Genomic DNA, 25,203 nt, shown 5'->3' with positions numbered 1-25,203 from the left:
AACCGAATATTTTATGGGTTTTGTGCCGTTTTTTGTTCCAGTTTAATGTCTGTGCCCATACGTTGTAAGTAGGCGATGAGCGCAATGATCTCCCTGTTTTCCGGAATGTTGATTTTTTCAGGAGAGCTGTACAGACTTTCTTTAATCTTCCGCGCCTGGGCCATCAGATTGGCATTTGCTGCAACGTCAAATCCTTGTGTATAAGGTACACCCAGTGTTTGCATCGCTCTGATTTTTGCACCGGTAATAGCCGTGTCAATTTCATTTTTAAACAACCACGGATAGCGTGGCATAATGGAATTCGGAGAGGTGCTGGTCGGATTGTACATATGATTGAAATGCCAGCTGTCCGGGTATTTTCCGCCAATGCGCGCCAGATCGGGCCCTGTACGTTTACTGCCCCATTGGAACGGATGGTCGTACACAAATTCTCCCGCTTTTGAATATTCGCCATAACGGGCCACTTCATCGCGGAACGGGCGTATCATCTGGCTATGACAAGTATAACAGCCTTCCCGCACATAAATATCCCGACCTTGCAGTTCAAGCGGCGTATATGGTTTTACACTTGCAATGGTTGGGATGTTTGATTTTACGAGGAATGTCGGAATGATTTCAATTAAACCACCGATGGCAACTACAATCAGGCTACCTACCAGCATTTGTACCGGACGGCGTTCAATCCAGCGATGCCAGTGTTCATTGCTATGTGCAGTGTATGCTTTGGTCAATGGCACGGCTTCTGCTGCATCGTCTTCTACAGGTTTGCCGGCTTTAACCGTTTTGTAAAGGTTATACACCATCATCAGTGCGCCGATCAGGTAGAGTGTGCCGCCGATACCACGCATGGCGTAGTAGGGTTTCATTTGCGTTACCGTTTCCAGGAATTGATATTTTAACGTTCCTTCTGGCGTAAATTCTTTCCAGTTGAGACTTTGCATGATACCTGCCCAATACAATGGGATTGTATAGAACACAATACCGAGTGTACCAATCCAGAAATGCCAGTTGGCCAGTTTTTCAGAATACAGTTTTGTTTTAAATAATCTCGGAAACAGCCAATAGAGCATTGCGAAAGTCATAAAGCCGTTCCAGCCAAGTGCACCTACGTGTACGTGTGCGATGGTCCAATCGGTAAAGTGGCTAATGGCATTTACATTTTTAAGACTTAGTAATGGTCCTTCAAATGTGGCCATACCGTATGCTGTTACGGCAACGACCATAAATTTCAAAACAGGATCTTCTCGTACTTTGTCCCACACGCCGCGTAGCGTCAGCAGGCCATTCAGCATACCGCCCCATGATGGCGCAATCAACATAACACTAAACACAGTTCCCAATGATTGTGCCCAATCAGGTAATGCAGTGTATAATAAATGGTGCGGGCCGGCCCAGATATAAAGGAAGATAAGTGACCAGAAGTGGATGATAGAAAGGCGGTAAGAATAAACAGGACGATTCGCTGCTTTCGGCAGGAAATAATACATGATGCCGAGGTAAGGTGTTGTAAGGAAAAATGCAACTGCATTATGCCCGTACCACCATTGTACCAACGCATCCTGTACACCTGCATACCAGGAATAAGATTTCATCCAGCTAAAAGGAATTTCTACCGAATTCACGATGTGAAGCATGGCCACCGTAATAAACGTTGCGATATAAAACCAGATAGCTACATATAAATGGCGTTCGCGGCGTTTGATGATGGTGCCGAACATATTCCAGCCGAATGCCACCCATACGAGTGTGATCAGAATATCAATAGGCCATTCCAGTTCAGCATATTCTTTACCGGTAGTATAACCTGCCAGCAATGTGATTGCGGCTAATACGATAATGGTTTGCCAGCCCCAGAAATGCAGCTTGCTCAGCCGGTCGCTAAACATTCGGGCCTTGCACAGGCGCTGTAGTGAATAATAAACGCCCATAAAAATACCGTTGCCCACAAATGCGAATATGACCGCATTCGTATGAACGGGTCTTACACGGCCGAAAGTAGTGGCAGCAGTATTAAAATTGAGCGCTGGGAATACAAGCTGAAAAGCGGCCAGCAGACCGGCTAACATGCCTACGATGCCCCAAAAGATCGTAGCGTAGGCAAACATTTTTACGATCTTATTGTCATAATAAAACCGTTCGGGTTGTACGGCAGACGCAGCGAGATCGCTCTGGCCTGTCGTTTCTTGTTGTAAGGAAAGACTCATACTCGGGTACTATTTATTGTCAGAAACATTAGAATTCGGTACGGGATCATCATGTAAAATGCGCATAGCAGATCCTTCCTGATCTTCGAACTGGTTGGTGCGGACGCTCCAGAGAAAGGCGACCAAAAATCCACCAGCAACAGCTATACTCGCAAAAACCAGTAGAAACAACACGCTCATGAAACATGCATTTATATACATCAAATCTATTTTGAACCCGAGGAATGGTCTATGACACAAGGCATGCAGAAACATGATATTTGTCAGCTTTTTGTCAGGTGCAACCAGTATGAGAAAGGAAATGACGGGGATTTGTGTTCAGGAGGGACTTAAATAAACTTTGGCTGTCGCCGGTGAAACGTGCAGGATAATAATCTGATGCCATGAATGGCATTGATAAAAAGAGAAAAATGCTTCGAAAAATGAAAAATTAGTTGGAAGGGTGAATGTGGTAATAAAGGATGCTGTTAGTCGTTATCAGTATTCGATTTTGCAAGTAAGGAAGAGTCACAACGCTTCACGCAATCAATAAACTCTGCAGCAGGAATAAAGCCCGGTCGGATTTGTTTGTAAACCGTATCCCCCGGGACACTTTGCTTTTTACTGACTTTTTTGTTAATCACAAAGCTGCCGAAACCGCGTATATGAACCGCGTGGCCTTGCTCCAGTGATAGTTTTACTTCTTTGCAAAACTCTTCGATTGCAACCAGCACATCTACTTTGTGCAGTTTTGTCTTGTTGGAAATGCTTTGGATAATGTCTGCTTTTCTCATCTTGTAATTGTGTTTTTTGGATTTACAATAAAGACGTCCCCCGTCTGTTGTATGTATTCACAATTACTCTATACACCAAAAATTGTGCCGTTTTTAATTCACCTCTGGTTTTGATTGTTTTCCTAGGCCATTGAGTCTTGCGGCGAAATAAGTAAGGCCGGTGGTTATCAATACGATACTAAGCGTACTCACCGGCATCAAAATAGCGGCCAGGAGAGGGTTTAATTTTCCCTGCACAGCAAAACTTAGTCCGATGACGTTGTATATAACGGAAATAAAAAAGCTGAATCGGATGATCGCGCGGCCGTTTCTGGCTAGGTTTAAAATAGCGGGCAACGAGGTAAAACTTCCGGCACTAAGGATCGCATCGCAAGATGGCGTAAAATTATTGATATCATCCGCCAGTGTAATGCCCACATTACTTTGTTGCAATGCGCCGGCGTCATTGAGTCCGTCGCCGATCATCAGTACATTGGCATCTTTTTCCTGTAAGCTTGCAATATAATGTAGCTTGTCAATTGGCTTCCGGTTAAATAACAGTTGACCGCCGCTATCGAAAAGGCTTTGAACAAGCTCTTTTTCCCGTTCGTTATCTCCTGAAAGCAGCGAGAGTCTGAACTTATTGCGCAACTGTCGCAGCATATCCGGCACACCCGTCCGCAGCCCGGCATAAAAGCGGAATGCTGCTATTTTTTTCTCATCGACAGAAATATAAACATTAGCGTGATCCGGAGTAGGGGCAATACCCAGAAATGAAGCAGATCCAATTTTTATCCGACTGCCGTTTACAGTTGCTTCGATGCCTTTTCCGGTATATTCTTGCCAGGATGTTACCCGTTGAAGGGGATATTTTCCCAAAAAACGCACCAGTGCTCTGCTGTAAGGATGCTGGCTGGAATTGGCAACGGTAAAAATAGAAGCGAGCTCTTCAGCTGAAAAAACGGCGCCGGTTAGTGCTGTTTTATCGTTGCATTCCGTAAGCGTTCCCGTTTTGTCGAATACAATATTGTCGATCTTTCCCAATGGTTCTATAACATCAGCATCACGGAGAAAAAGGCCGTTGTTGCTAAAGAGACGGAGGAGATTACCGTTCGTATAGGTAGCAGATAATAGCAATGCACAGGGACAGGCAACAATCAGCATTGCTGAAACACTCGGCAAAATTTTAGATGGATCCCGAAATGCCCAGAAGATACCGGTAATCAATGCGAGTGCAAACAAAACATAAGTAAAGTATTTGCTGAGCACATGTACGGCACTTTCCTTATTATTTTTTGTGTGTTTGTTTTTTTGAAAGCTGTGATGGTTCCACAGTGAGGTAAGATAACTGGATGCCACTGGTTTTGTGATGCAGATTGTCAGCTCAGTGCCGGTTTGCCGACCGCCAGCGTATACGGTGTCTCCTTTTTCTTTGATTACCGGATCGGATTCACCGGTCACAAAGCTGTAGTCGATTCGCGCTTCACCTTTTACGATCATACCATCGGCCGGAATAATTTCATCATGATGCAGTTGCACCACGTCATTTTCTTTCAGTTCCTGAATATTTCTTATTGCTGTGCCGGTTTCCGTAAGTACACTAACGGCAATTGGGAAATACGCTTTATAATCGCGATGAAAGGAAATAGAGCTGTATACGCGCTCTTGAATGACGCGCCCCACCAGCATAAAGAAAATAATCCCCGACATGCTGTCCAGAAATCCAGAACCTGTGTGTGTGGCAATTTCATAAATACTTCTGGTGAATGTAATGAGAATGGCCAGTGCGATGGGCGCGTCGATATTGAGCATTTTTTGCTGCAACCCTTTCCATGCATTAATCCAGAATTCGGAGGCGCAATAAAAGAAAACCGGCAGCGCCAGTCCAAGATTCAGGTAGCGGAACAGTTCTGTGTATTGCTTTTCCATACCTGACGTCAGTGAAAAATATTCCGGAAAACTCATCATCATGATATTTCCGAAACAAAATCCCGCAATGCCAAGTTTATAAATGCGCGCGCTGTTTCCCTTTGGCTTTTTGTCCTGTGTATTGTCGAGACTGATGTAGGGTGGGTAGCCGATAGTCGCTAATAATTCCACAACGGAGCGCAGACTTATTTTTTCAAGATTAAAACGAACCGTTAATTCTTTACTTGTGAAGTTCAGACGGCTGTCCGTAATGCCTGGATTTATCTTTTGAAGATGCTCCAGAAGCCACATGCAAGAACTGCAATGCACGCCCGGAATGTACAGATTTACGACGGTGTGGTTTCCATCGGTAAAACTATATAGCTGTGCGGCAACAGATGCTTCATCCAGAAATGCATATTTGTCCTGTCTGCCAGCCTTGATTTGACTAAGTCCCGGATGATTTTGCAATTTATAATAATCGCAAAGGCCATTTTTATTGAGTATTTCATACACAAGCAAACAGCCTTCGCAACAAAAGAATTTTTCGTCGGTAGCGATGTTCCGGTTTAAACATGCAGTGCCGCAGTGATAGCAGATCACTGTTTCCCCGGCAGTTGTAGTGTTTAATATGACATCAGTTGACGGCATTAATATTGTTTTGCGCATCCAGTATTTTCGGTATCAGGATTGCTTCTTCGAGATAGAAGATTTCAGTGATCTGGTTATCGAGTAGCTGAATGTTTTTCTGAAGCTTTTCTTGTTGCGCCATTTGCTCGACGCCTTTTTCATTCACAGGGTGCGATAGTTGTCCGAGACGATAAATGATTTCTTTAATCTTCTGCTGTGCTTCGCGGATGGTAAAGACTTGTTGCATATGTTTCACTTTGCAGCCACCAGAGCAGGATAGGCAGTTATGCCCTGTTTGTTCTTTCTCATGTAGCTGCTTTACATAAGGTACAAGTGTAGCATTGTTCCGATCCAGTTCTTCCTGTATTTCTTCTGTCAGTTTAATGCAGAGACTTGCATACAAGTGAACGGATGTAGGGGCCGGTTTCTTCGAAATGGCAAGCGCTTCGTCGCAGATGTCGATGCAGGTCTCCCGGATGGGTAGGTAGTGGTTGATTTGAAATTGGTGCATAAGCATTACAAGGTTTTCCTTATGATATTCCGAGAAAGGGACTTTTGCCATCTTTTTTATCCGAAAGTAGGCCGGCGTAAAAAATCCTTTTATGACGGATGATGTTTTAAAAACTGATTTTTGTCAGTTTTTGCGGAAAAGAAAAACGCCTTCTGGTGAGAAGGCGCTGAATATGTTGAAAAACTAATCGTAAATATGAGCGGTGCGTATCAGGCGCTCATTATCCAGAATCCTGATTTTTTTGCCTACAAACTCCACGATTTTATCGTTTTTAAATTCTGATAACAGGCGAATAGCCGTTTCTGTGGCGGTGCCTACAAGATTCGCAATATCCTCCCGGGACAGTACGATATTGATTGTAGACCCGTCGGCTTCGAATCCGTAAGTTTCCTTGAGGAACAATAATCCTTCTGCCATACGCTCACGTACTGGTTTTTGCGCCAGATCCGTAATGCGGTCTTCTGCTTTACGAAGCTCAGTGGAAAGCATTTTGATAATCTCGAAAGAAAGGTCTGGATTATTTTTCAGGACATTAAAGAAGGTATCGCGAGGAATGAAACAGATATCGGTATCATCGAGGGCAACTGCCGTGGCATTATAGCGCTCATTCGTGAGCAGTGCGCGGTAGCCAAGTACATCGCCTTCTTTCGACAGGCGTACAATCTGTTCTTTTCCGTCTTCACCACGGTGTGACAGCTTGATTTTGCCGTTGTTGACACAATAAAGACCAAGCGGATGCGCGCCTTCGCCGAAAATGATCTGGCCTTTGCGAAAAGTCATTCCAGATTTCATTTCATTCAGCTCTTCCAGTTCTGTATGGCGGAGATGGCAGAAAATGCTTTTGCTGCGGGAATCGCAATGTGTGCAATCAATAGCACCTGCGAATTTGCTTTTGTGAGTATTCAAATGGCACGATTTCTGTAAGCAATGTAACAAATATCGCGCTTATGTTTGAGTTGAAAAAAGTAGATTAGATATAAAAAGAAAATGTCCCGTATAAACGGGACATTTTCAATATGTTTCGAAGAATCGAATTAAGCGATTTCAACTTCAGCACCAGCTTCAGTCAGTTTAGCTTTCAGATCTTCAGCTTCAGCTTTGCTTACGCCTTCTTTAACTGCTTTTGGAGCACCATCAACCAGTTCTTTTGCTTCTTTCAGACCGAGACCAGTCAGTTCTTTAACGATTTTTACAACGTTCAGTTTAGAAGCACCACCGCTTTTCAGGATAACGTCGAAAGCAGTTTTTTCTTCTTCTGCAGCAGCAGCTGGACCAGCCATAACTACAGCAGCAGCAGCAGCTGGTTCAATACCGTATTCGTTTTTCAATACATCAGCCAGTTCCTGTACATCTTTTACAGTCAGGCTAACCAGTTGTTCTGCGAGAGCTTTAATGTCTGCCATTTTTATAATTTTTTGTTTGTGTTAAAATTTGTTACAAATGTATAGTGTGACTTGGAAGCCATTTTTAACGGGGCAGTGCTAATTTGAAAATGCGATAACGCGTTCAAAAGAGCGATTGCCGGAAAACCGGAGCATCTTCAAATGTTCAAATGCTCTTGTTTTCAAATTGGAACTACTCAGCAGCAGGTGCTTCAGGAGCTTCTGGAGCAGCAGTTTCAGCTGCAGCAGGTGCGCCACCTTCTCCTTTAGTTTCAGCGTTATGCAGCAATGCAGCGATAACACGTTTTGCAGGAGACTGGAGCAAACCGATGATTTCTCCGATGAGTTCGTTCTTTGTTTTGATGTTTTTCAGGTTCTCCAGCTGGTTGTCGCCGATGAAAATATCATCACCGATGAGTGCAGCTTTCAAAACTGGTTTCTCTTTCTTAGACTCAGTGCGGAAAGAGCTGAGGATAACTGCTGGTTCTTTTGGAGAATCAGAGAACATCAGGGCAGTAACGCCATGGAGTGCTTCGTAAACGCCGGCATATTTTTCAGCATTCAGGCTTTCCATTGCTTTTTTGATGAGCGTGTTCTTAGCAACAGTCATTTCCACGTTTTTCTGGAAACATGCGCGACGAAGTTTGCCCACTTGTTCTACCGTTAAAGATTCGGTATTTGTGATATAAAAGTTGTCATACTGAGCGAATTTCTCTTTCAGTATTTCTATTGCTTCATTTTTTTGAGCAGGTGTCATACTTTTTTAATTTGAAAATTTATCAATTTGAGTTTTGTGAATGAAACCGGAAAAATCAACAGAATCAGACTACAGTCATTTACAAGAACTCAAATTTTCAAATTGTTAGATAATATTGTTACGCTACGGTTTTAGTATCGATTGCCAGACCAGGGCTCATTGTAGAAGCCATGCTGATAGCCTTCAGGTAAACACCTTTAGCAGTAGCAGGTTTCATACGAACGAGTGTGTTAATCAATTCCTGAGCGTTTTCAGCAATTTTGTTCGGCTCGAAAGATACGCGACCGATTGATGCGTGGATGATACCAGCTTTATCGATTTTGAACGCGATTTTACCACCTTTTACATCTGTAACTGCAGCAGCAACATCGTTAGTAACTGTACCAGTCTTAGGGTTTGGCATCAGGTTACGTGGACCGAGGATTTTACCGAGTTTACCGATTTTAGGCATTACTGAAGGAGTCGCAACGATTACGTCTACATCAGTCCAGCCAGCTTCGATTTTCTGAACGAATTCGTCCAGACCAACGAAGTCAGCACCTGCTGCTTTCGCTTCTGCTTCTTTATCAGGAGTACACAGAACGAGAACGCGTTTTGTTTTACCTGTACCGTGTGGCAGGGAAACTGTACCGCGGATAGCCTGATCTGCTTTTTTAGGATCTACACCCAGACGGATGTGCATATCTACTGAGCTGTCAAATTTCGTGCAGTTGATGTCTTTTACCATCGCAGCAGCGTCAGCCAGTGTATAAACTTTATTTTTATCGAGTTTAGCTTCTACAGCTTTTCTTTTTTTAGTAATTGTTGCCATTGTTGCAAAATTTTAAGGTCAACCAATAATGATTATTCAGCCCAAGGAGCAGTGCCTTCAACAGTCAGACCCATGCTGCGTGCAGTACCGGCAACCATACGCATGGCGCTTTCTACTGTGAAGCAGTTCAGATCTGGCATTTTGTCTTTAGCGATTTCTTCAACCTGAGCCCAGGTTACCTTACCAACTTTGTTACGGTTTGATTCTTTCGAACCTTTCTTGATGTTTGAAGCATCCATCAATTGAACCGCTGCAGGAGGGGTTTTAATTACAAAGTCGAAAGACTTGTCAGCATAAACTGTGATTACAACAGGTAATACTTTACCCATTTTGTCCTGTGTTCTAGCATTGAATTGCTTACAGAACTCCATGATGTTGACACCTTTAGAACCCAATGCTGGACCGATTGGGGGCGCCGGATTGGCTGCGCCGCCTTTAACTTGCAGCTTCACGAAGCCAGTGATTTCTTTAGCCATACGTTCTTCTTTTGGTTTTAACGAATTGTGTTTGACAATTCTCCCAAATGCAACCTTATAATAAGAGCAATATGAGAATTGGAGTGCAAAGGTAAGGAAAAATCAAAAGTCAAAATTAAAAATTCTAAAAAATGTTTTCTCCAGACGGTACCCGGACGCAATATTAGGAAATAAGAGGATGTAAAGTTGCTTCGAAAGGCAAATACAAAGTGCTGTTAATAATTGTTTCGTTACCAAACGGAAGCATTGCTTTAAACTGTCTCTTTTTTAATTTAGAGCAGATATTTGATTATGAAATCTTTCTTGTTTACCGTTTCTCTTCTTTTGGGTTGTGTTATTGCTAACGCGCAGCAACAGTCTTTTATGCTTTCGCTGGTAGGAACGCCCGCTAATACAAAGGGATGGAAGATTGGTCCCGAAACTTACGCCTTTTATCATGATAATTATATTGTATTAACGGATCCGGATAAGAATCAGGAAGGATATCTTTTTTACGAAAAGCCGCTGGTAGTGCTGCCAACCTCTCAGTTTACCGCTTTGTTTGAAATACAAATATCGCCCAACGCAGATACGCTTGCTGATGGACTCGCATTCTGGTTTTTGACCAAGCCGGAAAAATTTAAGAAAAATGCAGGCCTTGGTATTCCGGTAAAACCAACCGGTTTGGTGCTGGCGTTTGATACGCATGACGACAACGGCGATAAGAAGAATCCGCAGGTTGTATTGTGGAACGCAAAAGGAACGGAAGATTACAAAGAAGGTGCCGTAAAAGCACCTGCATCAAATATCCTCAATAATCAGGCGCAGCTTGCCGATGGCAACTGGCACAAGGTGGTGGTGCAATATGATATGGGAACCATTAAAGTCTATCTTGATGGTAATTTAAATCCGGCAATCGTCTCAAAAACGCCGCTGAGCTATGTGGGGTATTTTGGGTTTAGTGCAGCCACAGGTACGCGTTTCAATAAACAGTGTATTCGTGGCGTAATGATAGCAAGCGGGCTGCTGCCGGTTACTATGGCGGTGCATTAACCACTAACGTCTAAAGAAGAATTTCCGCGCGAATTACATCCCTGTGTATAGATACTTCCCTTTAGAGGTTGAAGTAATATATTGTTAAAATTTGTATCTTAGTGGTGTTGAAAATCCACACATATGCCTACTGATACGAAACGGTCGGATTGGGTGCCTGTTATAAAGTGGCTGGTTATTGGCGTTGTAATTCTTTTAGCTTTACTGATATTTAAGAATCCAATAGCGCGGTTATTAGATCGCGCGAACGATGTGGAATTTAATCCGAAAGAAGGAGTGATAGCAATTAAAACCACGCAGACGCCGGTCGGTGAACTGAAAGTTTCCAGTGAAAAAGTAAGTGAAGTAAATGCAGGTTCTGCCGTCAAGGCTGATCATCCCGATTTTAAAAACAATGTCACCAGCGATTATGTATTGGGCTGGCCTCCCGAAACCTGGATGCGCGACGATGGATATATCAGTACGCTGCAGAACGGATATACCGAGATGGGCGTAAATGCAAAAGTGCTGATGTATTGCAGGCAGAAAGTGCCGAACAATATGGGTTTCACAGCCAATGTTTTTGTTACTACTATGCCTTATGATAACCGTTATTCTTTTGAAGATCAGGTGAAGCAGACCGAACGCTCGCTTGAAACCTATATGAATGCTCAGGTGGTAACCGATGAAATCGATGCAGCCACGAAAGGCGCTACAATTATAATAAACTTCACTTTTAACGGAGTTTCTGTTTACCAGATTCAGCGCTACGGATATAAGGATGGAAACATTATGCAGGTGGTAGCTACAACAACTGTGGATGACACGGCTGCGCAGGCACAGATCAAATCGATCGTGAATTCGTTTAGGATTGTGGAATGACTTTCAACCATTGAAAGGAGTTATAACGAGAAGAGTTCACAATAGACAACTCATACTCGCTTTTGACTATTTCACCATTCGCCAACTCTTAATCTACTTTAATCAAATACCATTTCTTCTGAAATAGCTTTGTAGTGCCGGTAGAGAAGGCGCGGTCATGAACAGAAGCACATTCATTAAAATAAGTTCCTCATTTTTGCTGGCACCAATGTCTATGAAATTAAATGAACTGAAAAACTGGGCGGATAAACAGGATGCAACCGATAAAATGCCGGTGCTGTTTGTAGGGCATGGCAACCCGATGAATGCGATTCTCGACAACCCCTTCAGCCGTAAATGGACAGAGCTTGGCAAAGAACTTCCACGGCCTAAAGCGATTCTAACGATATCGGCGCACTGGCTTACACGCGGTACACATGTTACTGCGATGAAGATGCCAAAAACGATTCATGATTTTGGTGGTTTTCCTAAAGCATTATTTGATCAGCAATATCCCGCGCCCGGTAGTCCGGAGCTGGCGAAAGAAGTACAAAAACTCGTGACGGCGACAGAAGTGCAGGAAGATTTTGAATGGGGACTTGATCATGGCACCTGGTCGGTGTTAAAGCCGATGTTTCCTGAAGCAGATATTCCGGTCTTTCAGCTGAGCATCGATTATTATAAAAGTCCGCAGTGGCATTATGATCTTGCGAAGCAACTAAGCGAGTTGCGCCGGAAAGGCGTGCTGATCATGGGGAGTGGCAACATCGTCCACAATCTGCGTATGGTCGATTTTCAAAATCGTACCAATTACGACTGGGCTGCTGAATTTGATTCCAAGATCAAGTCTTTTATTGATTCCGGAAATCATCAGGGCATTATTAATTATGATCAACTCGGCACTGTTGCGAAGATGGCTGTTCCCACCAATGATCATTATCTGCCGATGCTTTATTCGATGGCGTTGCAGGATAAAAAAGACGAGATTTCTTATTTCAATGAACAAATGGACGTGGGATCCATATCAATGCGTTCGCTTCTTATCGCCTAAAGCTTAACGCACAAAGCTCAAAGCTTCCCGTGTTATTTATTCCCGTGGTTTGAGCCTTAGGCGTTAAGCTTTATGCTTTCTGCTATTAATTGAGCGTGTATTCTTGAGTTTTCTATAAACCAGCTGTGCGTATCCATGCCACCACAAATCACACCTGCTAGATAAATACCCTTGCGATTTGTTTCCATGGTTTCAGGATTATAAAATGGCAATAGTTTTTCATCAGCAGAAAGTTGAATGCCTGTTTGCTCGAGGAAACGCAAATCAGGTTTGTAGCCGGTCATTGCCAGTACAAAATCATTGGGAATCGTGATGAGTCCTTCCGGCGTTTGAATATCTGCTTCTTTCTCCCTGATTTCTACCAGTGAGCTGCTGAAATAAGCTTTGATACTTCCTTCCTTGATGCGATTTTCAATATCGGGTTTTACCCAGTATTTCACACGTTGCCCAATTTCCGGCTGGCGGATGACCATGGTTACTTCGGCGCCCTTACGCCAGCATTCCAGCGCTGCATCGATCGCGGAGTTTTGCGAACCAATTACGATGACTTTACTAAAAGAATAGTAATGGGGATCATCATAATAATGCGCCAGCTTTGGTAATTCTTCACCTTTGATGTTTAGCAGTACCGGACGGTCGTAAAAGCCGGTAGCAATGATGATGTTCTTGGCCTGATAAATGTTTTTGTCGGTACGAATAGTATAAACGTCATTTTCAGTATCGATTTGCTGTACTTGTTCAAATAAATGCAGATCCAGTTTATAATGTAAGGCAACCCGGCGATAATACTCCAGCGCTTCATCGCGACCTGGTTTAGGTTTATTGCAAACAAACGGCACCTCGCCGATTTCCAGTTTCTCTGCGGTAGAGAAAAAAGTCATGTTAGTGGGATAGTGATACAGACTATTTACCAGGCAACCCTTGTCAACGATCTTGTAGCTCAATTCTGCCTTGATGGCAGCAATCCCGCAAGCTAATCCGATGGGTCCCGCGCCAATAATAAATACATCCAGCATGTCGCAATATTTACGGTGAAAATGGAAGCTAAGATAGGCGTACGGAAAAGAATGACTGATAGTTTATCGAAAGATAATCATAGAGTTAGTTGATACGAGATCTTAAATAGCTTTTCTGGCTAAGGTTGTAATGTTTTGACTGTCAATTTCAATTGTGATGTAAAGTGTAATAGCCCTGAATTTCGACTTATTAAATGTAAATAGTAAAATAATTTACTATGAGTTGATAAGAAGGTAGTTTTACAGCAGAGAAGAAGCCCATACGTAAGAAGCTACAGAACCTACTCCAAAACTATCCACAACAGCCCTCATCTATTGTTTCATTTTTAAAAAGCGAACCATTGAGAAAAGAAGCCTTACTATTTCTTCTGGGATTTGCGGCCATTCCTGTTGCGCGCGCCCAGAGTATTCAACCCACGGTTTTAAATGCGGCAAGCGGCAGTGCTACTGTCTCGGGCAACGATGTAGAATGGTCGGTTGGAGAAATGACCGCTGTGGCTACGGTGTCTAATTCAGGTATTGTTATTACACAAGGATTTTTGCAACCGGCAGAAACGCCCACCAACGTTGCATCTCAGCAAATGATCACCAGCCATGTACAGTTGTATCCTAATCCGGCTGATGCTTTTGTAATTGTGCAGTCAAATTTTCCTGACGCCGGTAAATTGAAAATGGTATTGACTGATGTAGCTGGCAAAGTATTGTTGGTACAGGAGGCCAAAGTCGGCGGTGGCATACAGAAAGCGGAAGTGCCAGTAGCGAATCTTGCAATGGGTAATTACATGTTGCAATTATCATACGAAGGCAGAGAACAAAAAGGCGCGGCATCATATAAAATCCAAAAGATTAAATAGCTCGCTTTATCCCAAAGAAAGCGCAGTAGATATGGCATCGTCCGTTGAAAACTGTCTGTGATCATTTTTAGAGAACCGTTCACGAAAAAATAAAAATCATGAAATATATATCCTCTCTGTTAGCGGCCCTGCTTTGCGCGGTACTAGTTCAGGCGCAGCCAATGTTGTTCAATTACCAGGGTGTGGCGCGCAATACAAATGGCCAGGCGATGGCCAATCAAAGTGTCAGTCTGCGGTTGAGTATTATTGACGGATCGACGAGTGGTACGGCCCAATATGTGGAAACGCAGGCTACCACTACCAATCAATTTGGTTTGTTTAATGTGCAGATTGGCGGAGGCACTGCAGTTACCGGCACTATGGGTGCGGTGACATGGGGCAGCGGCAATAAATACATCAAGGTGGAAATGGATCCTGGCGGTGGTACAACTTACACCGATATGGGAACCGCACAATTGCTGAGTGTTCCTTATGCGCTGCAGGCGGGTAATGCTTCAGGTTTAGCAGGCGTGCAGGACAAAGTGTTGAAACGCTCTATTTATATACCCGCGGGTGCATTTGGCCGTATCAATGGGTCAGGCAATATTTATCCAAATGCCTGGGGACTCAACTGGAAAAACAGCACCGAAAAAGCGGGTTTCGTAATTCCTCGTCCGCGTGACTGGGATTCTACCACGGCATTTACGATTACGATTTATTTTGCCATACCGTCTGCTACCAGCGGTGCTGCGGTCAACTGGCGTCTTAATGCCGGCGGTAATATTACCAATACCAATAGTAACAATGCGGCGACTGGCTGGGATTCTTACGATTATTGGGCTACCGAAGATGCCGGTGTAACGACTTATCCGGCTGCTGGCAGTTATACTACACTCGGTAAATCACAAACCTGGACATCGCATTACAGCACTACTTATAATGAATGGTATTTCGGTTCTGGTGTGACAACTGCGGATGCCTTCAAAAGTAATCCAGTGTGGCACTTTACATTCACCAGAGGGAGCTCAGTTTCCAATGGTGAAACCTACACGGGAGACATGACAGTTTCCGGTGTAGAGATTCAATACACAGCGGTACATTAAAGATCATATACCCCTCACCAATCCAGAAAAAAGGCCGGCAATTTTTTAATGCCGGCCTTGCTTTTACTGGTATTTAAGACGTAGGGGTTTGTATTTAAGCTTGCCGTGATGTTGCAGGGTTTATACAATTTATATAATTTTCGTAAATTGCGTTGGGATAATTTTTTCATGCAGGTAAGGATTGTTAGGGTTATCGACGATGAGATTGTAATAGCCAAAATTGAGGTTGGGAGAGAAAGCGAGCTTCCCTCATTTTCGGACGGTTGGCGGTTTGATTTTAAAAAGAATACCAAAGTGGAACGGCTTAAGACCTATATTCTAGTATGTGAAGAGACGTCAGGAATAGTGGAAGGTTGTTTAAGTTTTAAAATGCGAGGAAAGACAGAGCCGTATATGGCGTATGTTGAAGTGGCACATCATAATCAAGGGGAAAATAAAAAATTTGATAGAGTCGCAGGTTGTCTCATCGCCTATGCATGTCGTCTTAGTTTTATTCATGGGGAAGGAGATTATAAGGGTTGGCTGGCTTTTGATGTTCTAGAGATAAAAAAGGAAGATGAAATTAAATTAATGGCGACGTATAGTATTAAATACGGGGCATTGAAATTTGGTAAGACAACAATGGTTATTCCTCCGGAAACCGGTGAAAAATTAATCGAAGCTTTTTTAAAATAGCAAACGGTATGAAAAAGAATAAAGAAGTTCTGGCAACGTCAATATGGAACGAGGAGAAGGCAGCAGATTTGAAAGAATTTATTGGCCAGCATTCTCAGAAACAAACCGCCCGTCGAAAATTGAAGAATGAATTATTGGCGATAAAATATCGTATTGAGGATTACATTGAAAATGATGATTCCAATCAAAAGATAATGATCTCGGATTTTGTAAAAATGTATTTGAATGCGCTGAACGTAACTCAAAAAAGTCTTGCAATGTTATTTGAAATGCAGGATAGCAATCTTCATAAATATTTGACTGGGGAACGTAGATTAAGTGCAGACATGGTTTTAAAGCTCAGTGAATTTTCTCATATTGATCCTGAATACTGGTTGCGGGTTGAGATCAAAAATGAATTATTTGAGTTAAAGAAGGAAAAGAAGAAACTAAAGGAGTATAAAAAATACGACTATCGCAATTTATTGCAATAAAATAATACTCACGCTATATAAAAAGTAAAAGCCTTCCCGCGGGAAGGCTTTTACTTTTTATATAACCAACAGTCTTTTTATTCTTTCACAAATCGAATCACAGAAGGTGAAGCAGACATTTCATCTTTGATCACAATCATGTAAAGACCTGCAGCCAAATTGCCGGTAGGCATTGCTATATTTTGTGTACCGGAAACCGTAGCATTTTGTTGCCACATAGTTTGACCAAGTGTATTGATGATTTTGATATTCAGGTCTTGTTGGCGGGCAACAGACAACTGTAATGTTGCTTCGTTTTTCACCGGATTCGGCACCACTGTTGCCGCTTGAACAGCTCCATGAACGGTATTTACGCTTAATGGTGAAACATGTGCTGTATCGCTGAGTGCATTATAAGCAAGAATAGCATTACCCGCATTATCGATCAGTTTGCTGTTGTCAAATTCAAAAACGACAGCTTGGCCAACTGTTGCATTTGCAGGTACCGTGAAGTTCAGATAGGCAATGGTACCCTCACCAGTGATATTCTGATGATCGGTGCGAGCGTAAGCCCAATCTGTTTGATTATTATTGATTGCCTTGGTAAATGAAAGCGTATTGCTTGAAGTGCCCAGCCAGCTTGTATTGTAAGTGATCACGGGTGCCGCACTAAGTGTAATGCCGCTGATTTTTACAGATGCTGCCAGACCATAAACATTCGTTGCGTTAATAGCTGAAGAACCCAGTTTCACTGGAACACTCACTGTTTGACCCGGCATTAATGAAATACCAGTCAGATCAAAATAGAGATCAGGAACACCGGTGGTTCTTTGCTGGCTGGCGCCTGGACGAAGATGTACTTGTCCGTAGTTCGTAGTTACAACAGTAAGGTCGGCGCTGTTTACTGTACCGTCACCATTACAGTCTGCATGTTTCATATTCGGACCAAAAGCAAAGAAGTTAGTCCAGTTCGGTGCATATTGTGCAATCCAGCTGTTAGAGGCCCAAGGACGTATAGAGCCTGTCTGTCCGTAAGCAACGGCAATTGCCAAAGGATCATACATGTTTACGGTGTAATCTGCATTGGCATCACCGGCCCATACTGAGTCTGCGGTACATTGTGTAAGATGCACCATTAACGGATAACTTGCCGCGCCCATGTAGGAACATGCAAGATCGTGTGCTCTCAGGTCGATGAAAAATGATGGCAGCGCTGCCGGACTAGCTGATGATGGCGTTGTCCAGGTAATAGTTGTGGTTGCGGTTCCCATCGCAGAAGCTGTTGAAGAAGTGAATGTCCATCCTGGCATTGTTGGCGGTGTTACATCCACAAAAACAGAATCGGTTGCGGTAGAGTCATGGAAGGTGATGCTTACCGAATTGGGCTGCCCAGGGCAGGTATTTACAGAAAAATTGGTGCCAGGAAGTGGCATCGGCACAGTCGTAGCAACAGTATTAGGTGTGATTAATGTGCACCAGTCGCTGCTGCTATAGCCAACCAATTGTCCGTTGCGGTATTCATTAATCCGCATGGCCACGTCAAAACGGCCTACAAGATTTGATTTCAGCTTTAAAGTTTGTGCAATTTGATCTACCTGAGTCATACTGCCGCTGCCAAAAGGTTGTGCAAGCGAATAGCTGGACGCATAGCTTAGCAGAGAACCCTGAGCATCCATTGGTGTAATAAAGTCATAATGAAGGCTGTCTCCATCCGCATCCGCAGCGGGATATGGCATAGTATTCAGCACATTTGTAGCGAGGTATACGGGAAGCGGGCTTGGCGTATAAGGGTTGCTGTTAATAGCTGTACTATTATTTAGGAAAGCCTCCAGGTAAATATTTTGCGAACCGGCATTAGCCAGATTTACAATGCCTGCGTTTCTGGTGCCTTCGGTCCAGCCCATATACCAATCCGGAGCAGATGGCAATACGACTGTGTCTACATAGTTGTAGACCGAGATACCTCCGTAAGTGTACGATGTACTTAAGCAAGAACTGCTCACAGACGGACAGAAAATGTATTTTTTATCCAGTGTGTCAACAGATGTAACATTGAGCGCTTTAACTTGATTTGTGATTCCCAGGCTTGTCGAACGGAGATTGATATACTCCGTTGGGTAGGGAGTCGAGCTGTTTGGCGAACACTCATGTGCTAATCTCAGGTGAAGTCGATAGATGTTGCCCGTACCGGTATACTCATAACTGAGGGTTGCGCCGGTAATATGGCTGGCATGCGCTACCACTGAGCCGCCGAGGCACAGCAGATAGAGGAAAAGTTTCTTCATACAGAAAAGATGATTGAATCGGGTGAATGATGAAAATGGTTTTGTTTTGTTTTTTTAGGTACGCATAAGAGCGCATTTCCTTTTAAGACTTTAAACAACGATTCATTAGTTGGGTTAATTTTTAAATAATTTTTTCCACGCAGGCGAAAAGCCTTTTCAATCAGAAGCCGCTCATTTGTTGTATATTAGTGTGAAAGGACGGAACTACTACATTATGGCGAAAACGGCACCAAACGCTTCAGCAGAAATTACGGCTTATATAAACGGACTACCTGAATTTGCAAGATTGATCTGTGAGAAATTACGGTCCATCATTTTGGCAGCAGTGCCAGGCATCATAGAAGACTGGAAATGGGGACCGAATTACTATTCTGATGGGCTGACGGTTGGTTACAGTGGTTTCAAAAAACATGCGAAGCTTACGTTTTTTAATGGTTCGGAGATGAAGGATCCCAACGGATTATTCAATCATTGTGTAGATAACGAGTTTAGTCGTTCCATAAAATTCACGGATGTTTCAGAAATCAATGAAAAGCTGTTGACAACTTATATCAGAGAATCAGCCGCGATCAATGCTAAAGGATTTAAGCGGACGGTGAAAGAGAAGATTGTTGAAGTGCCGGAAGATCTGAAAATTGCATTCAGCAAGGAAAAAAAAGCCGTCGCGTTTTTTGATCAGTTGACAGCCGGTTATCGCAAAGAATATGTAGAATGGATTGCATCCGCCAAACAGGCCACCACACGTGCCGACCGGATTGCAAAAACCGTGCAGAAATGTAAATCTGAAGAGCGGCTGAATGATAAGTATAAATCTGATCGCTGATTTTTCGTCGCTGATTTTTTGACCATAATCAAAATCAGACATCAGAACATCAGACATCCACGGTAAATGTCTGGCATCTTTTTTATAGTACTTTTCTGGAAAATTCTGATAACCATTCACAAACTTGCGATTGCCTCGGAAAATATTACGATTGGGAATTTGGCTGCTGCTACTGCTGTGTGCTGCAGTGAGGTCAAATGCTCAGAATGATACATCGGCGCGCCGTCAAAATGATACATTAGACCATCAATCGAAACGAAGCCTGATCAATATCAATGATATTTTTCACCAGGCGATGAACTCCATTTCGCGCAATCCCGGCGATACAATCGATGAATCCAAACTGCTTCTGGCCAAAAGTGAAGAAGCTTATTACCGGTATGCAGGGCGCTATGTCCGACATATCATTATTGCGCAATTGGGTTTTGAGAAAAAACTTTCGGATACTACTAGTTTTCTCGTCACAGCAGGTACAAAAATATACAACCATCTTCACGTGAATACCCGCGATTGGGTAATCCGGGACAATATGTTCATCAAAGAAGGTGAAGAAGTAAATCCCTATGAAATTGCCGATAATGAGCGCTATCTGCGTACGCTCGACTTTATTCAGGACGTACGTATTTTGCTGAAGCCTGTAAAAGGACACCGCGATTCAGTAGATCTGATTGTTGTTTCGAAAGATCTTTTTACCATAACCGGTAGTATCGATGCGAGTGGTGTTCAGAACGTAAAAGCAACCGGCGCTGATGCGAATTTTTTAGGAATGGGGCAACGTCTTCAGTTTTCTACTTTATGGGCTCAGAACAGAAATCCGGCTGTGGGCTTTGAAGCTTTGTACCGGAAACAGAGCATCGCCCGGACTTTTATCAATGCGACGATTGCATATTCACAGATCAATAATGGGCGGATCGATGGGCGCGAACAAGAAGATGCCTATTATTTCCAGTTAGACAGGCCGTTGGTTTCTCCATACTCTCATTTCGCAGGTGGACTTTTGGTAAGTCATAATCAGTCGGTGAATGTGTATCATAAACCCGACAGTATTTTCTACGATTATGCTTACAATATTTACGACGGCTGGTTAGGTTATAACATCGGTTCCAAATTGCTGCCGCATGGTCAGACGCCAATTTCGGCACGTAATCGCATTTTCATTGCGACGCGCTATTATAATATTCACTATGAAAAACCTCCTTTTCAGATCGGTGATAGTTATGATCCTATTTATAACAGCAAAAAGGCCGTTTTGGGCAGTGTAACCTTCTTCCGGCAAGACTTCTATAAAACACAGTACATCTATGGTTTCGGAACAACGGAAGATTTACCGTACGGTTATAGTGTTACCGGAACTGCAGGCTGGACGAAACAGCTCAATCTGGAGCGGCCCTATCTGGGCGTCAATGCCAACCGGTATATCGCGTCGGGAGCAGGGGAATTTTATCAGTTTTTTGCACAGGGCGGCGGCTATTACAACCAGGGCGCCTCTCAGGATGCTATTCTTTTATTGGGTGGCAGTATTTTCAGCAGACTGTTCGAATTCGACCGTCTGAAAATGCGTCAGTACTTCCGTTTTAGCTATACCCGTATGTATAATCGTGTGACCAATGCGCCGCTGCGCATCAATAATCAATACGGTTTGAACGACTGGGGGCCGGATTCCGTAATGGGTGACCGCCGGATTAATGTTTATACAGAGCTGGTTTTATTTACTAATTATAGAGTGCTTGGGTTCCGTATGGCGCCATTTGTCTACGGAAATGCAGTGATGATGACACCTGAGCAACAGCCGATCGGTAAATCCGATATTTATACAGGTTTTGGTGGTGGCATCAGAACCAACAACCAAAACCTGATTTTCGGTACAGTAGAGCTCAAAGCAATGTATTTTCCGCGAACGGCCTATGGTCAGAAAGAGTTTCGGGTGACGCTCAATTCTAATATCCGGTTCCGTTATCCATCCAATTATGTGCAGGCGCCAGACGTCGTACAGTACAATAACAATAATTATGTGTTTTAGCGAACTTTTACACTCGGGCAAGCGGCTTTCATCGACGTAATAAATTGCTGCAGCTGATCCAGCTCCACGTGATCCATTACCACAATTTTATACCATTCCGTGTGGCCATGATGCGTATCAGGAACAAGGCCGTAATGCATTGCAATTTCCTGCGGTACATCGTCAGCCAGCATTGTGATAATGTTCATTTTCGGATGACGGTAATAACGGATGCCTATTTCATTCAGCGCAGCGCAGCACCAGTCGGTACGATATAGCAGTTTATTGATTTTTTCCAGCCAACCGAAATAACCGTAAGTAGATAGAATCATCCACACCGCAATAGCATTGGCGCCAGAGCGGCTGCCACTCAGCGTAATATCCATGCCATTTACATATTGCGCCTCTTCGGTGTAGGCATATTTCATCCAATCTTTGCGGATAATAAAAATCCCCGTTCCATAGGGCGCCTGTAGCATTTTATGCGCATCAAGCGTTACGGAGTTAATATTTGGATTACTGAAATTAACCGTGCTTTCGGGATGGCTTACCGGATAGATAAATCCACCGAAAGCACCATCCACATGTATCTTGCAAGCTACGTCATACTTTTTCATCGCCGCTGCATAAAGATCCGGATCGTCCACACTGCCAAACATGGTGGTGGCCATATTAGAGATCACGATAAAATATTTTACGCCTTTTGCTTTTGCGGCGCTGATGGTTTCGTCTAATGCTTGTGGTACAATCGTGCGGGTCATCTTGTCTACCGCAACTTCATACCAATCGAGATGCAATAGATTGGCAGCTTTGGCGATAGAGTAGTGTGTATCTGCAGAACCGATCAGGGCGATTTCTTCTTGTTGGGCCTTCCATTCTTTTCTGAAATAATTGCGATAAATCCATGCAGCCTGAATGTTAGCCTCTGTACCGCCGGCGGCAATATATCCGTCACAACTTTCCGGTGCAGCTTTCAGCATGTCTACGCTCAGCAGTTCTATCACTTCGCGCTCCAATTCCTGTGTACCGCTAAAGAAAAATTCGGAATCACCCAGGGTATGACAGCCAATATGATTGGGGTTTTGTACATAAGTTCGGAGCAAAGGCGCATCTTTCAGAAACGGTGCTTTGTCGTAAAACACTACTGGATCTAGTTTGGAGGCAGGAATACCCAGCGATAATTTATTCGTATAGTCGATATTCTGGCTGAGTGCCGCGGTGATACGTTCATCTTGTTCTTCCTGTGATAACTTTTTCCAATATTTCATTTTCTTACAATTTCGGGCAAAGTTACCACAAATGATCGGCCTCATTTTATGATGAAAATCAGCCTTAACCTTAAAAAAATGACCTTTGGAACGATGTTTGAAAGGAAAAGTATAATTTGAACAGGTAAACTTGCACTATGCTCAACGAAACTATGATAGCTACTGCGACATCACTGATTGACGGTTTGCTTTATCTCAGTGAGTCCGAAAGTGAATTTGATGTTTTTGATCTGTCTGGCATTGTATCTGAAGACGCGCTGAAAGCAACACTCTTGCATCAGAAAGATTTAGAAGAAAACGTGGAGATAGAAAGCGGTGATGTAAACGGCTTCTTTATAAAACTCATTCAGCTGGCCGATCCTAATGATGATTTTATGATGGAGCAGGCGAGCAAGTTTGAAGTATTGCAAAAGTTTCTGAAAGACAATTTTCAGGATATTCAGCTTTATCGCGCCAGCAAAATACAGGTACATATTTTCATTACTGCAACCAACAACGATGGTGATTATTTGGTATTGCACACTTTATCGGTGGAAACTTAGATAGTTGGCAATTGAAAGTGAAATTTAAAGCTGTTTAATAATATGGTCGTGTCGACCGTAAGAGAGACATCCCGCGTAACATGGCCCCACGATACTGGCGAGTGTTTTAAACTGGCGCTAGTGTTCCGAAGGGTCACTAGTGTCTACAAAACCGCCCAGTCTCACGACTGGTACTCGACGTTAGTCTTAAGAGTATCGAAATGCAGTCGTGAAACTGCCGAAAATCTTAGATACGAGAGCGGCTACGCTAATGCTCGCGCGAGTAACGTAAAAGCGAAACGAGCAGCGAAATATTCGCTGCTCGTTTTGTACCGGATAACACAACCATCAACTATTTCGCTTCCAAAACCTTCTGCACCTCCACCGGTACATTCGACAGGAAATCATATCCAGTAGCGGCTTCCAGCTTATCAATCGTGGTCTGGTAATACTGCCAGTTATGTTGATTCACATCTTGCTGATTCGGCATGTCAACCGCGATAATTTTTGTGTCGGCATTAATGCGGCTGAGATCATTTTCTCCAACAGGCAGTATCACTACAATCTTCCAGAAATGAGACGGAACATTGATTTTGCCATTCGCAATACTGTTGTTGTTGCCGCCATTGCTGCCACTACCACCTGTTCCATAACCGCCTGCAATAATGTACATTTCTTTTCCGTCACTTAATAATGAACGGCAATAGGATTCCAGACTTTCCCAGGTTTGCTGATTGAGAATCGGTGCCTGCGGACTCATATTCGTCATTAAGAAAGTGGCCGCATTATCTTCTGCAGTAGCGGTGCGGTCATCAGAAGGGCAAAGATGCCCGCGATCAAAACCTGTGCGGATATAATTAGATGTGGCGATTTTGGTAAAAGACGCAGGCAATGATTCATCAGGTGTAAAACAGTTGCAACGTTCGGCATCACCGCGCCAGGCAGCACTCAAATGCCAGCTTACCCAATTGGCCATCCCTTTCGAGCTATTGTAAGAAAGCGTGTATTGTTTTTTTACCATCAGGTAATTATCCGCATTCGCTTCATTTGTCGTTGCCTTGCTTGGATTGCCGAGGGTCATATTATCATCACGGCCGGCAATACTGTGTGTCGCTTGTCCGGTGGCCTTCGTAACTTTTGCCTCTGCTGTATTTGATGAACTATTTGCTACCGTTTTTCCATTCACCGAAAAATCATCGATGTTGATACGAGTGCCGCTCAGTGAGTGTATCTGAAAACGTAAGTTTCCTTTTTCTTTAATGCTGAATGTTGCAATGGAAGGCGCAGTACTTGTTGTTTGAACATTGCCTGCGTTTTTCCAGGCATTACCGCCATCAGTGGAGCAGCGTAGTTCCCAGGTTGCCGGAGCGTCTTCTCCATATAATGCATGAGTTATCGAAACGGTTGTTACGCCCGATTGATCAAACAGCGTGGTGACGCTGCCGTCTTTTTGTAATCGTACCCCTTGGTGTCCGTTTTTATGATCTCGGTCTGAACTGCCCAGCAGTGCATTTGTAAACTGCCAGTTGCCTGATTCTAAGCTGATTTCGCCGTCTGCATAGCTGGTTTTGTGTCCCGTTTCAAAGTCTTCCGATCCATTACTTACTGTTTTTACGCTAGTTTCAGAATGTGCTGTGGACGAGGTGCCTACATGAGGTGTAGCACTTTTTTGTTTTTGAAAGGCGACCAGGAATGCAATGGCAAGGGCTGCAACAGCCAATAATATTTTTTTCATTTTCAAGAAGGTAGAAATAGTACGTCTCGTCTGAGAGAAAACGGTTGCAATATTACGAGGTATTTTTTGGGTGAAAGCATAGATTAAATTATCATTTCCCCACAGGAAAACTTACTTTTAGCAGGCTTAAAAATTATCA

At 43.3% G+C, this 25,203-nt stretch carries 24 protein-coding genes; 10 read left to right on the top strand and 14 right to left on the bottom strand.

The genetic code is table 11. The annotated features are described in order from the left end of the window. Positions 1-11 precede the first annotated feature (11 nt). The 10 genes from ccoN to rplK form a co-directional block, all read right to left on the bottom strand. A complete protein-coding gene (gene ccoN, locus DN068_RS18800) occupies positions 12-2,204 on the bottom strand; it encodes a cytochrome-c oxidase, cbb3-type subunit I (RefSeq protein ID WP_111000486.1) in 2,193 nt (730 codons plus the stop codon). 9 nt (positions 2,205-2,213) lie between these two features. Beyond that, on the bottom strand, positions 2,214-2,384 hold the full coding sequence (ccoS, locus tag DN068_RS18795; protein WP_111000485.1) for a cbb3-type cytochrome oxidase assembly protein CcoS: 171 nt from the start codon (positions 2,382-2,384) through the stop codon (positions 2,214-2,216). 287 nt (positions 2,385-2,671) lie between these two features. Next, a complete protein-coding gene (locus DN068_RS18790; protein WP_111000484.1) occupies positions 2,672-2,977 on the bottom strand; it encodes an HU family DNA-binding protein in 306 nt (101 codons plus the stop codon). Positions 2,978-3,070: 93 nt separating this feature from the next. Continuing rightward, a complete protein-coding gene (locus DN068_RS18785) occupies positions 3,071-5,515 on the bottom strand; it encodes a heavy metal translocating P-type ATPase (protein WP_111000601.1) in 2,445 nt (814 codons plus the stop codon). After that, complete coding sequence (locus DN068_RS18780; protein WP_123985406.1) at positions 5,502-6,005, bottom strand: hypothetical protein; 504 nt, start codon at positions 6,003-6,005, stop codon at positions 5,502-5,504. Before DN068_RS18780 ends, DN068_RS18785 begins: the two co-directional genes overlap by 14 nt. A 183-nt stretch (positions 6,006-6,188) precedes the next feature. Next, the gene (locus tag DN068_RS18775) at positions 6,189-6,911 is read right to left on the bottom strand and encodes a Crp/Fnr family transcriptional regulator (RefSeq protein ID WP_243630318.1); all 723 of its coding nucleotides are present in this window, start codon (positions 6,909-6,911) and stop codon (positions 6,189-6,191) included. 128 nt (positions 6,912-7,039) lie between these two features. Next, complete coding sequence (gene rplL / locus DN068_RS18770) at positions 7,040-7,408, bottom strand: 50S ribosomal protein L7/L12 (RefSeq protein WP_111000482.1); 369 nt, start codon at positions 7,406-7,408, stop codon at positions 7,040-7,042. Between the two features lie 172 nt (positions 7,409-7,580). Then, positions 7,581-8,144, bottom strand: coding sequence for a 50S ribosomal protein L10 (rplJ, locus tag DN068_RS18765; protein WP_111000481.1), 564 nt, complete (start codon positions 8,142-8,144; stop codon positions 7,581-7,583). A gap of 118 nt (positions 8,145-8,262) precedes the next feature. Continuing rightward, the gene (gene rplA, locus DN068_RS18760; RefSeq protein ID WP_111000480.1) at positions 8,263-8,955 is read right to left on the bottom strand and encodes a 50S ribosomal protein L1; all 693 of its coding nucleotides are present in this window, start codon (positions 8,953-8,955) and stop codon (positions 8,263-8,265) included. Between the two features lie 32 nt (positions 8,956-8,987). Then, complete coding sequence (gene rplK / locus DN068_RS18755; RefSeq protein WP_111000479.1) at positions 8,988-9,431, bottom strand: 50S ribosomal protein L11; 444 nt, start codon at positions 9,429-9,431, stop codon at positions 8,988-8,990. A gap of 291 nt (positions 9,432-9,722) precedes the next feature. On the opposite strand from rplK, the gene DN068_RS18750 reads away from it, so the two are divergent. From DN068_RS18750 to ygiD, 3 genes are all read left to right on the top strand, one after another. After that, complete coding sequence (locus tag DN068_RS18750) at positions 9,723-10,463, top strand: L-type lectin-domain containing protein (RefSeq protein ID WP_111000478.1); 741 nt, start codon at positions 9,723-9,725, stop codon at positions 10,461-10,463. A gap of 123 nt (positions 10,464-10,586) precedes the next feature. Beyond that, positions 10,587-11,324, top strand: coding sequence for a hypothetical protein (locus DN068_RS18745; RefSeq protein WP_111000477.1), 738 nt, complete (start codon positions 10,587-10,589; stop codon positions 11,322-11,324). A gap of 157 nt (positions 11,325-11,481) precedes the next feature. Continuing rightward, positions 11,482-12,354 carry a 4,5-DOPA-extradiol-dioxygenase gene (gene ygiD / locus DN068_RS18740; protein WP_207799032.1) on the top strand — a complete coding sequence of 291 codons (873 nt, stop codon included), beginning with the start codon at positions 11,482-11,484 and terminating at the stop codon, positions 12,352-12,354. A 56-nt stretch (positions 12,355-12,410) separates the two neighbouring features. Here ygiD and DN068_RS18735 read toward each other — a convergent pair whose 3' ends face one another. After that, positions 12,411-13,370, bottom strand: coding sequence for a YpdA family putative bacillithiol disulfide reductase (locus DN068_RS18735; protein WP_111000476.1), 960 nt, complete (start codon positions 13,368-13,370; stop codon positions 12,411-12,413). Between the two features lie 341 nt (positions 13,371-13,711). On the opposite strand from DN068_RS18735, the gene DN068_RS18730 reads away from it, so the two are divergent. From DN068_RS18730 to DN068_RS18715, 4 genes are all read left to right on the top strand, one after another. Next, positions 13,712-14,224, top strand: a complete 513-nt coding sequence (locus tag DN068_RS18730) for a T9SS type A sorting domain-containing protein (RefSeq protein WP_111000475.1) — start codon at positions 13,712-13,714, stop codon at positions 14,222-14,224. Positions 14,225-14,322: 98 nt separating this feature from the next. Further along, complete coding sequence (locus DN068_RS18725; RefSeq protein WP_123985405.1) at positions 14,323-15,306, top strand: hypothetical protein; 984 nt, start codon at positions 14,323-14,325, stop codon at positions 15,304-15,306. A 108-nt stretch (positions 15,307-15,414) separates the two neighbouring features. Continuing rightward, the gene (locus DN068_RS18720; protein WP_207799030.1) at positions 15,415-15,981 is read left to right on the top strand and encodes a hypothetical protein; all 567 of its coding nucleotides are present in this window, start codon (positions 15,415-15,417) and stop codon (positions 15,979-15,981) included. An 8-nt stretch (positions 15,982-15,989) separates the two neighbouring features. Beyond that, a complete protein-coding gene (locus tag DN068_RS18715; RefSeq protein ID WP_111000472.1) occupies positions 15,990-16,454 on the top strand; it encodes a helix-turn-helix transcriptional regulator in 465 nt (154 codons plus the stop codon). Between the two features lie 77 nt (positions 16,455-16,531). Here DN068_RS18715 and DN068_RS18710 read toward each other — a convergent pair whose 3' ends face one another. Continuing rightward, on the bottom strand, positions 16,532-18,718 hold the full coding sequence (locus DN068_RS18710) for a T9SS type A sorting domain-containing protein (protein WP_111000471.1): 2,187 nt from the start codon (positions 18,716-18,718) through the stop codon (positions 16,532-16,534). A gap of 214 nt (positions 18,719-18,932) precedes the next feature. Between DN068_RS18710 and DN068_RS18705 the strand changes: the two genes are divergently transcribed. Together DN068_RS18705 and DN068_RS18700 are read left to right on the top strand one after the other, a co-directional pair. After that, complete coding sequence (locus DN068_RS18705; RefSeq protein WP_123985404.1) at positions 18,933-19,541, top strand: YdeI/OmpD-associated family protein; 609 nt, start codon at positions 18,933-18,935, stop codon at positions 19,539-19,541. 151 nt (positions 19,542-19,692) lie between these two features. Beyond that, a complete protein-coding gene (locus tag DN068_RS18700) occupies positions 19,693-21,561 on the top strand; it encodes a BamA/TamA family outer membrane protein (protein ID WP_111000469.1) in 1,869 nt (622 codons plus the stop codon). On the opposite strand, the gene DN068_RS18695 is transcribed toward DN068_RS18700, so the two are convergent. Beyond that, positions 21,558-22,808, bottom strand: a complete 1,251-nt coding sequence (locus DN068_RS18695; protein WP_111000468.1) for a pyridoxal phosphate-dependent decarboxylase family protein — start codon at positions 22,806-22,808, stop codon at positions 21,558-21,560. The two genes, DN068_RS18700 and DN068_RS18695, sit on opposite strands and share 4 nt — an antisense overlap. Before the next feature lie 137 nt (positions 22,809-22,945). Between DN068_RS18695 and DN068_RS18690 the strand changes: the two genes are divergently transcribed. Next, the gene (locus DN068_RS18690) at positions 22,946-23,350 is read left to right on the top strand and encodes a nuclease A inhibitor family protein (RefSeq protein ID WP_111000467.1); all 405 of its coding nucleotides are present in this window, start codon (positions 22,946-22,948) and stop codon (positions 23,348-23,350) included. A 331-nt stretch (positions 23,351-23,681) separates the two neighbouring features. Here the strand turns inward: DN068_RS18690 and DN068_RS18685 are convergent, their stop codons facing one another. Beyond that, on the bottom strand, positions 23,682-25,064 hold the full coding sequence (locus tag DN068_RS18685) for a DNA/RNA non-specific endonuclease (protein WP_111000466.1): 1,383 nt from the start codon (positions 25,062-25,064) through the stop codon (positions 23,682-23,684). Positions 25,065-25,203: the final 139 nt, after the last annotated feature.

Origin of the sequence: Taibaiella soli, from assembly GCF_003236175.1 — a bacterium.
Taxonomy (GTDB): domain Bacteria; phylum Bacteroidota; class Bacteroidia; order Chitinophagales; family Chitinophagaceae; genus QKTW01.
The sequence above is the reverse complement of the archived record's forward strand: the minus strand, read 5'-3'. Positions and strand labels throughout refer to the sequence as shown.

Excerpts from the sequence above, each read along its gene's own strand:
- DN068_RS18720 (WP_207799030.1), top strand. The coding sequence starts at position 15,415 with ATGTTGCAGGGTTTATACAATTTATATAATTTTCGTAAATTGCGTTGG.
- DN068_RS18685 (WP_111000466.1), bottom strand. The coding sequence starts at position 25,064 with ATGAAAAAAATATTATTGGCTGTTGCAGCCCTTGCCATTGCATTCCTG.
- DN068_RS18710 (WP_111000471.1), bottom strand. The coding sequence starts at position 18,718 with ATGAAGAAACTTTTCCTCTATCTGCTGTGCCTCGGCGGCTCAGTGGTA.
- ccoN (WP_111000486.1), bottom strand. The coding sequence starts at position 2,204 with ATGAGTCTTTCCTTACAACAAGAAACGACAGGCCAGAGCGATCTCGCT.
- DN068_RS18750 (WP_111000478.1), top strand. The coding sequence starts at position 9,723 with ATGAAATCTTTCTTGTTTACCGTTTCTCTTCTTTTGGGTTGTGTTATT.
- DN068_RS18725 (WP_123985405.1), top strand. The coding sequence starts at position 14,323 with ATGAAATATATATCCTCTCTGTTAGCGGCCCTGCTTTGCGCGGTACTA.
- rplK (WP_111000479.1), bottom strand. The coding sequence starts at position 9,431 with ATGGCTAAAGAAATCACTGGCTTCGTGAAGCTGCAAGTTAAAGGCGGC.
- rplJ (WP_111000481.1), bottom strand. The coding sequence starts at position 8,144 with ATGACACCTGCTCAAAAAAATGAAGCAATAGAAATACTGAAAGAGAAA.
- DN068_RS18745 (WP_111000477.1), top strand. The coding sequence starts at position 10,587 with ATGCCTACTGATACGAAACGGTCGGATTGGGTGCCTGTTATAAAGTGG.
- DN068_RS18690 (WP_111000467.1), top strand. The coding sequence starts at position 22,946 with ATGCTCAACGAAACTATGATAGCTACTGCGACATCACTGATTGACGGT.
- DN068_RS18695 (WP_111000468.1), bottom strand. The coding sequence starts at position 22,808 with ATGAAATATTGGAAAAAGTTATCACAGGAAGAACAAGATGAACGTATC.
- ygiD (WP_207799032.1), top strand. The coding sequence starts at position 11,482 with ATGAACAGAAGCACATTCATTAAAATAAGTTCCTCATTTTTGCTGGCA.
- rplL (WP_111000482.1), bottom strand. The coding sequence starts at position 7,408 with ATGGCAGACATTAAAGCTCTCGCAGAACAACTGGTTAGCCTGACTGTA.
- DN068_RS18705 (WP_123985404.1), top strand. The coding sequence starts at position 18,933 with ATGGCGAAAACGGCACCAAACGCTTCAGCAGAAATTACGGCTTATATA.
- DN068_RS18790 (WP_111000484.1), bottom strand. The coding sequence starts at position 2,977 with ATGAGAAAAGCAGACATTATCCAAAGCATTTCCAACAAGACAAAACTG.
- DN068_RS18785 (WP_111000601.1), bottom strand. The coding sequence starts at position 5,515 with ATGCCGTCAACTGATGTCATATTAAACACTACAACTGCCGGGGAAACA.
- DN068_RS18715 (WP_111000472.1), top strand. The coding sequence starts at position 15,990 with ATGAAAAAGAATAAAGAAGTTCTGGCAACGTCAATATGGAACGAGGAG.
- ccoS (WP_111000485.1), bottom strand. The coding sequence starts at position 2,384 with ATGAGCGTGTTGTTTCTACTGGTTTTTGCGAGTATAGCTGTTGCTGGT.
- DN068_RS18735 (WP_111000476.1), bottom strand. The coding sequence starts at position 13,370 with ATGCTGGATGTATTTATTATTGGCGCGGGACCCATCGGATTAGCTTGC.
- rplA (WP_111000480.1), bottom strand. The coding sequence starts at position 8,955 with ATGGCAACAATTACTAAAAAAAGAAAAGCTGTAGAAGCTAAACTCGAT.
- DN068_RS18780 (WP_123985406.1), bottom strand. The coding sequence starts at position 6,005 with ATGCACCAATTTCAAATCAACCACTACCTACCCATCCGGGAGACCTGC.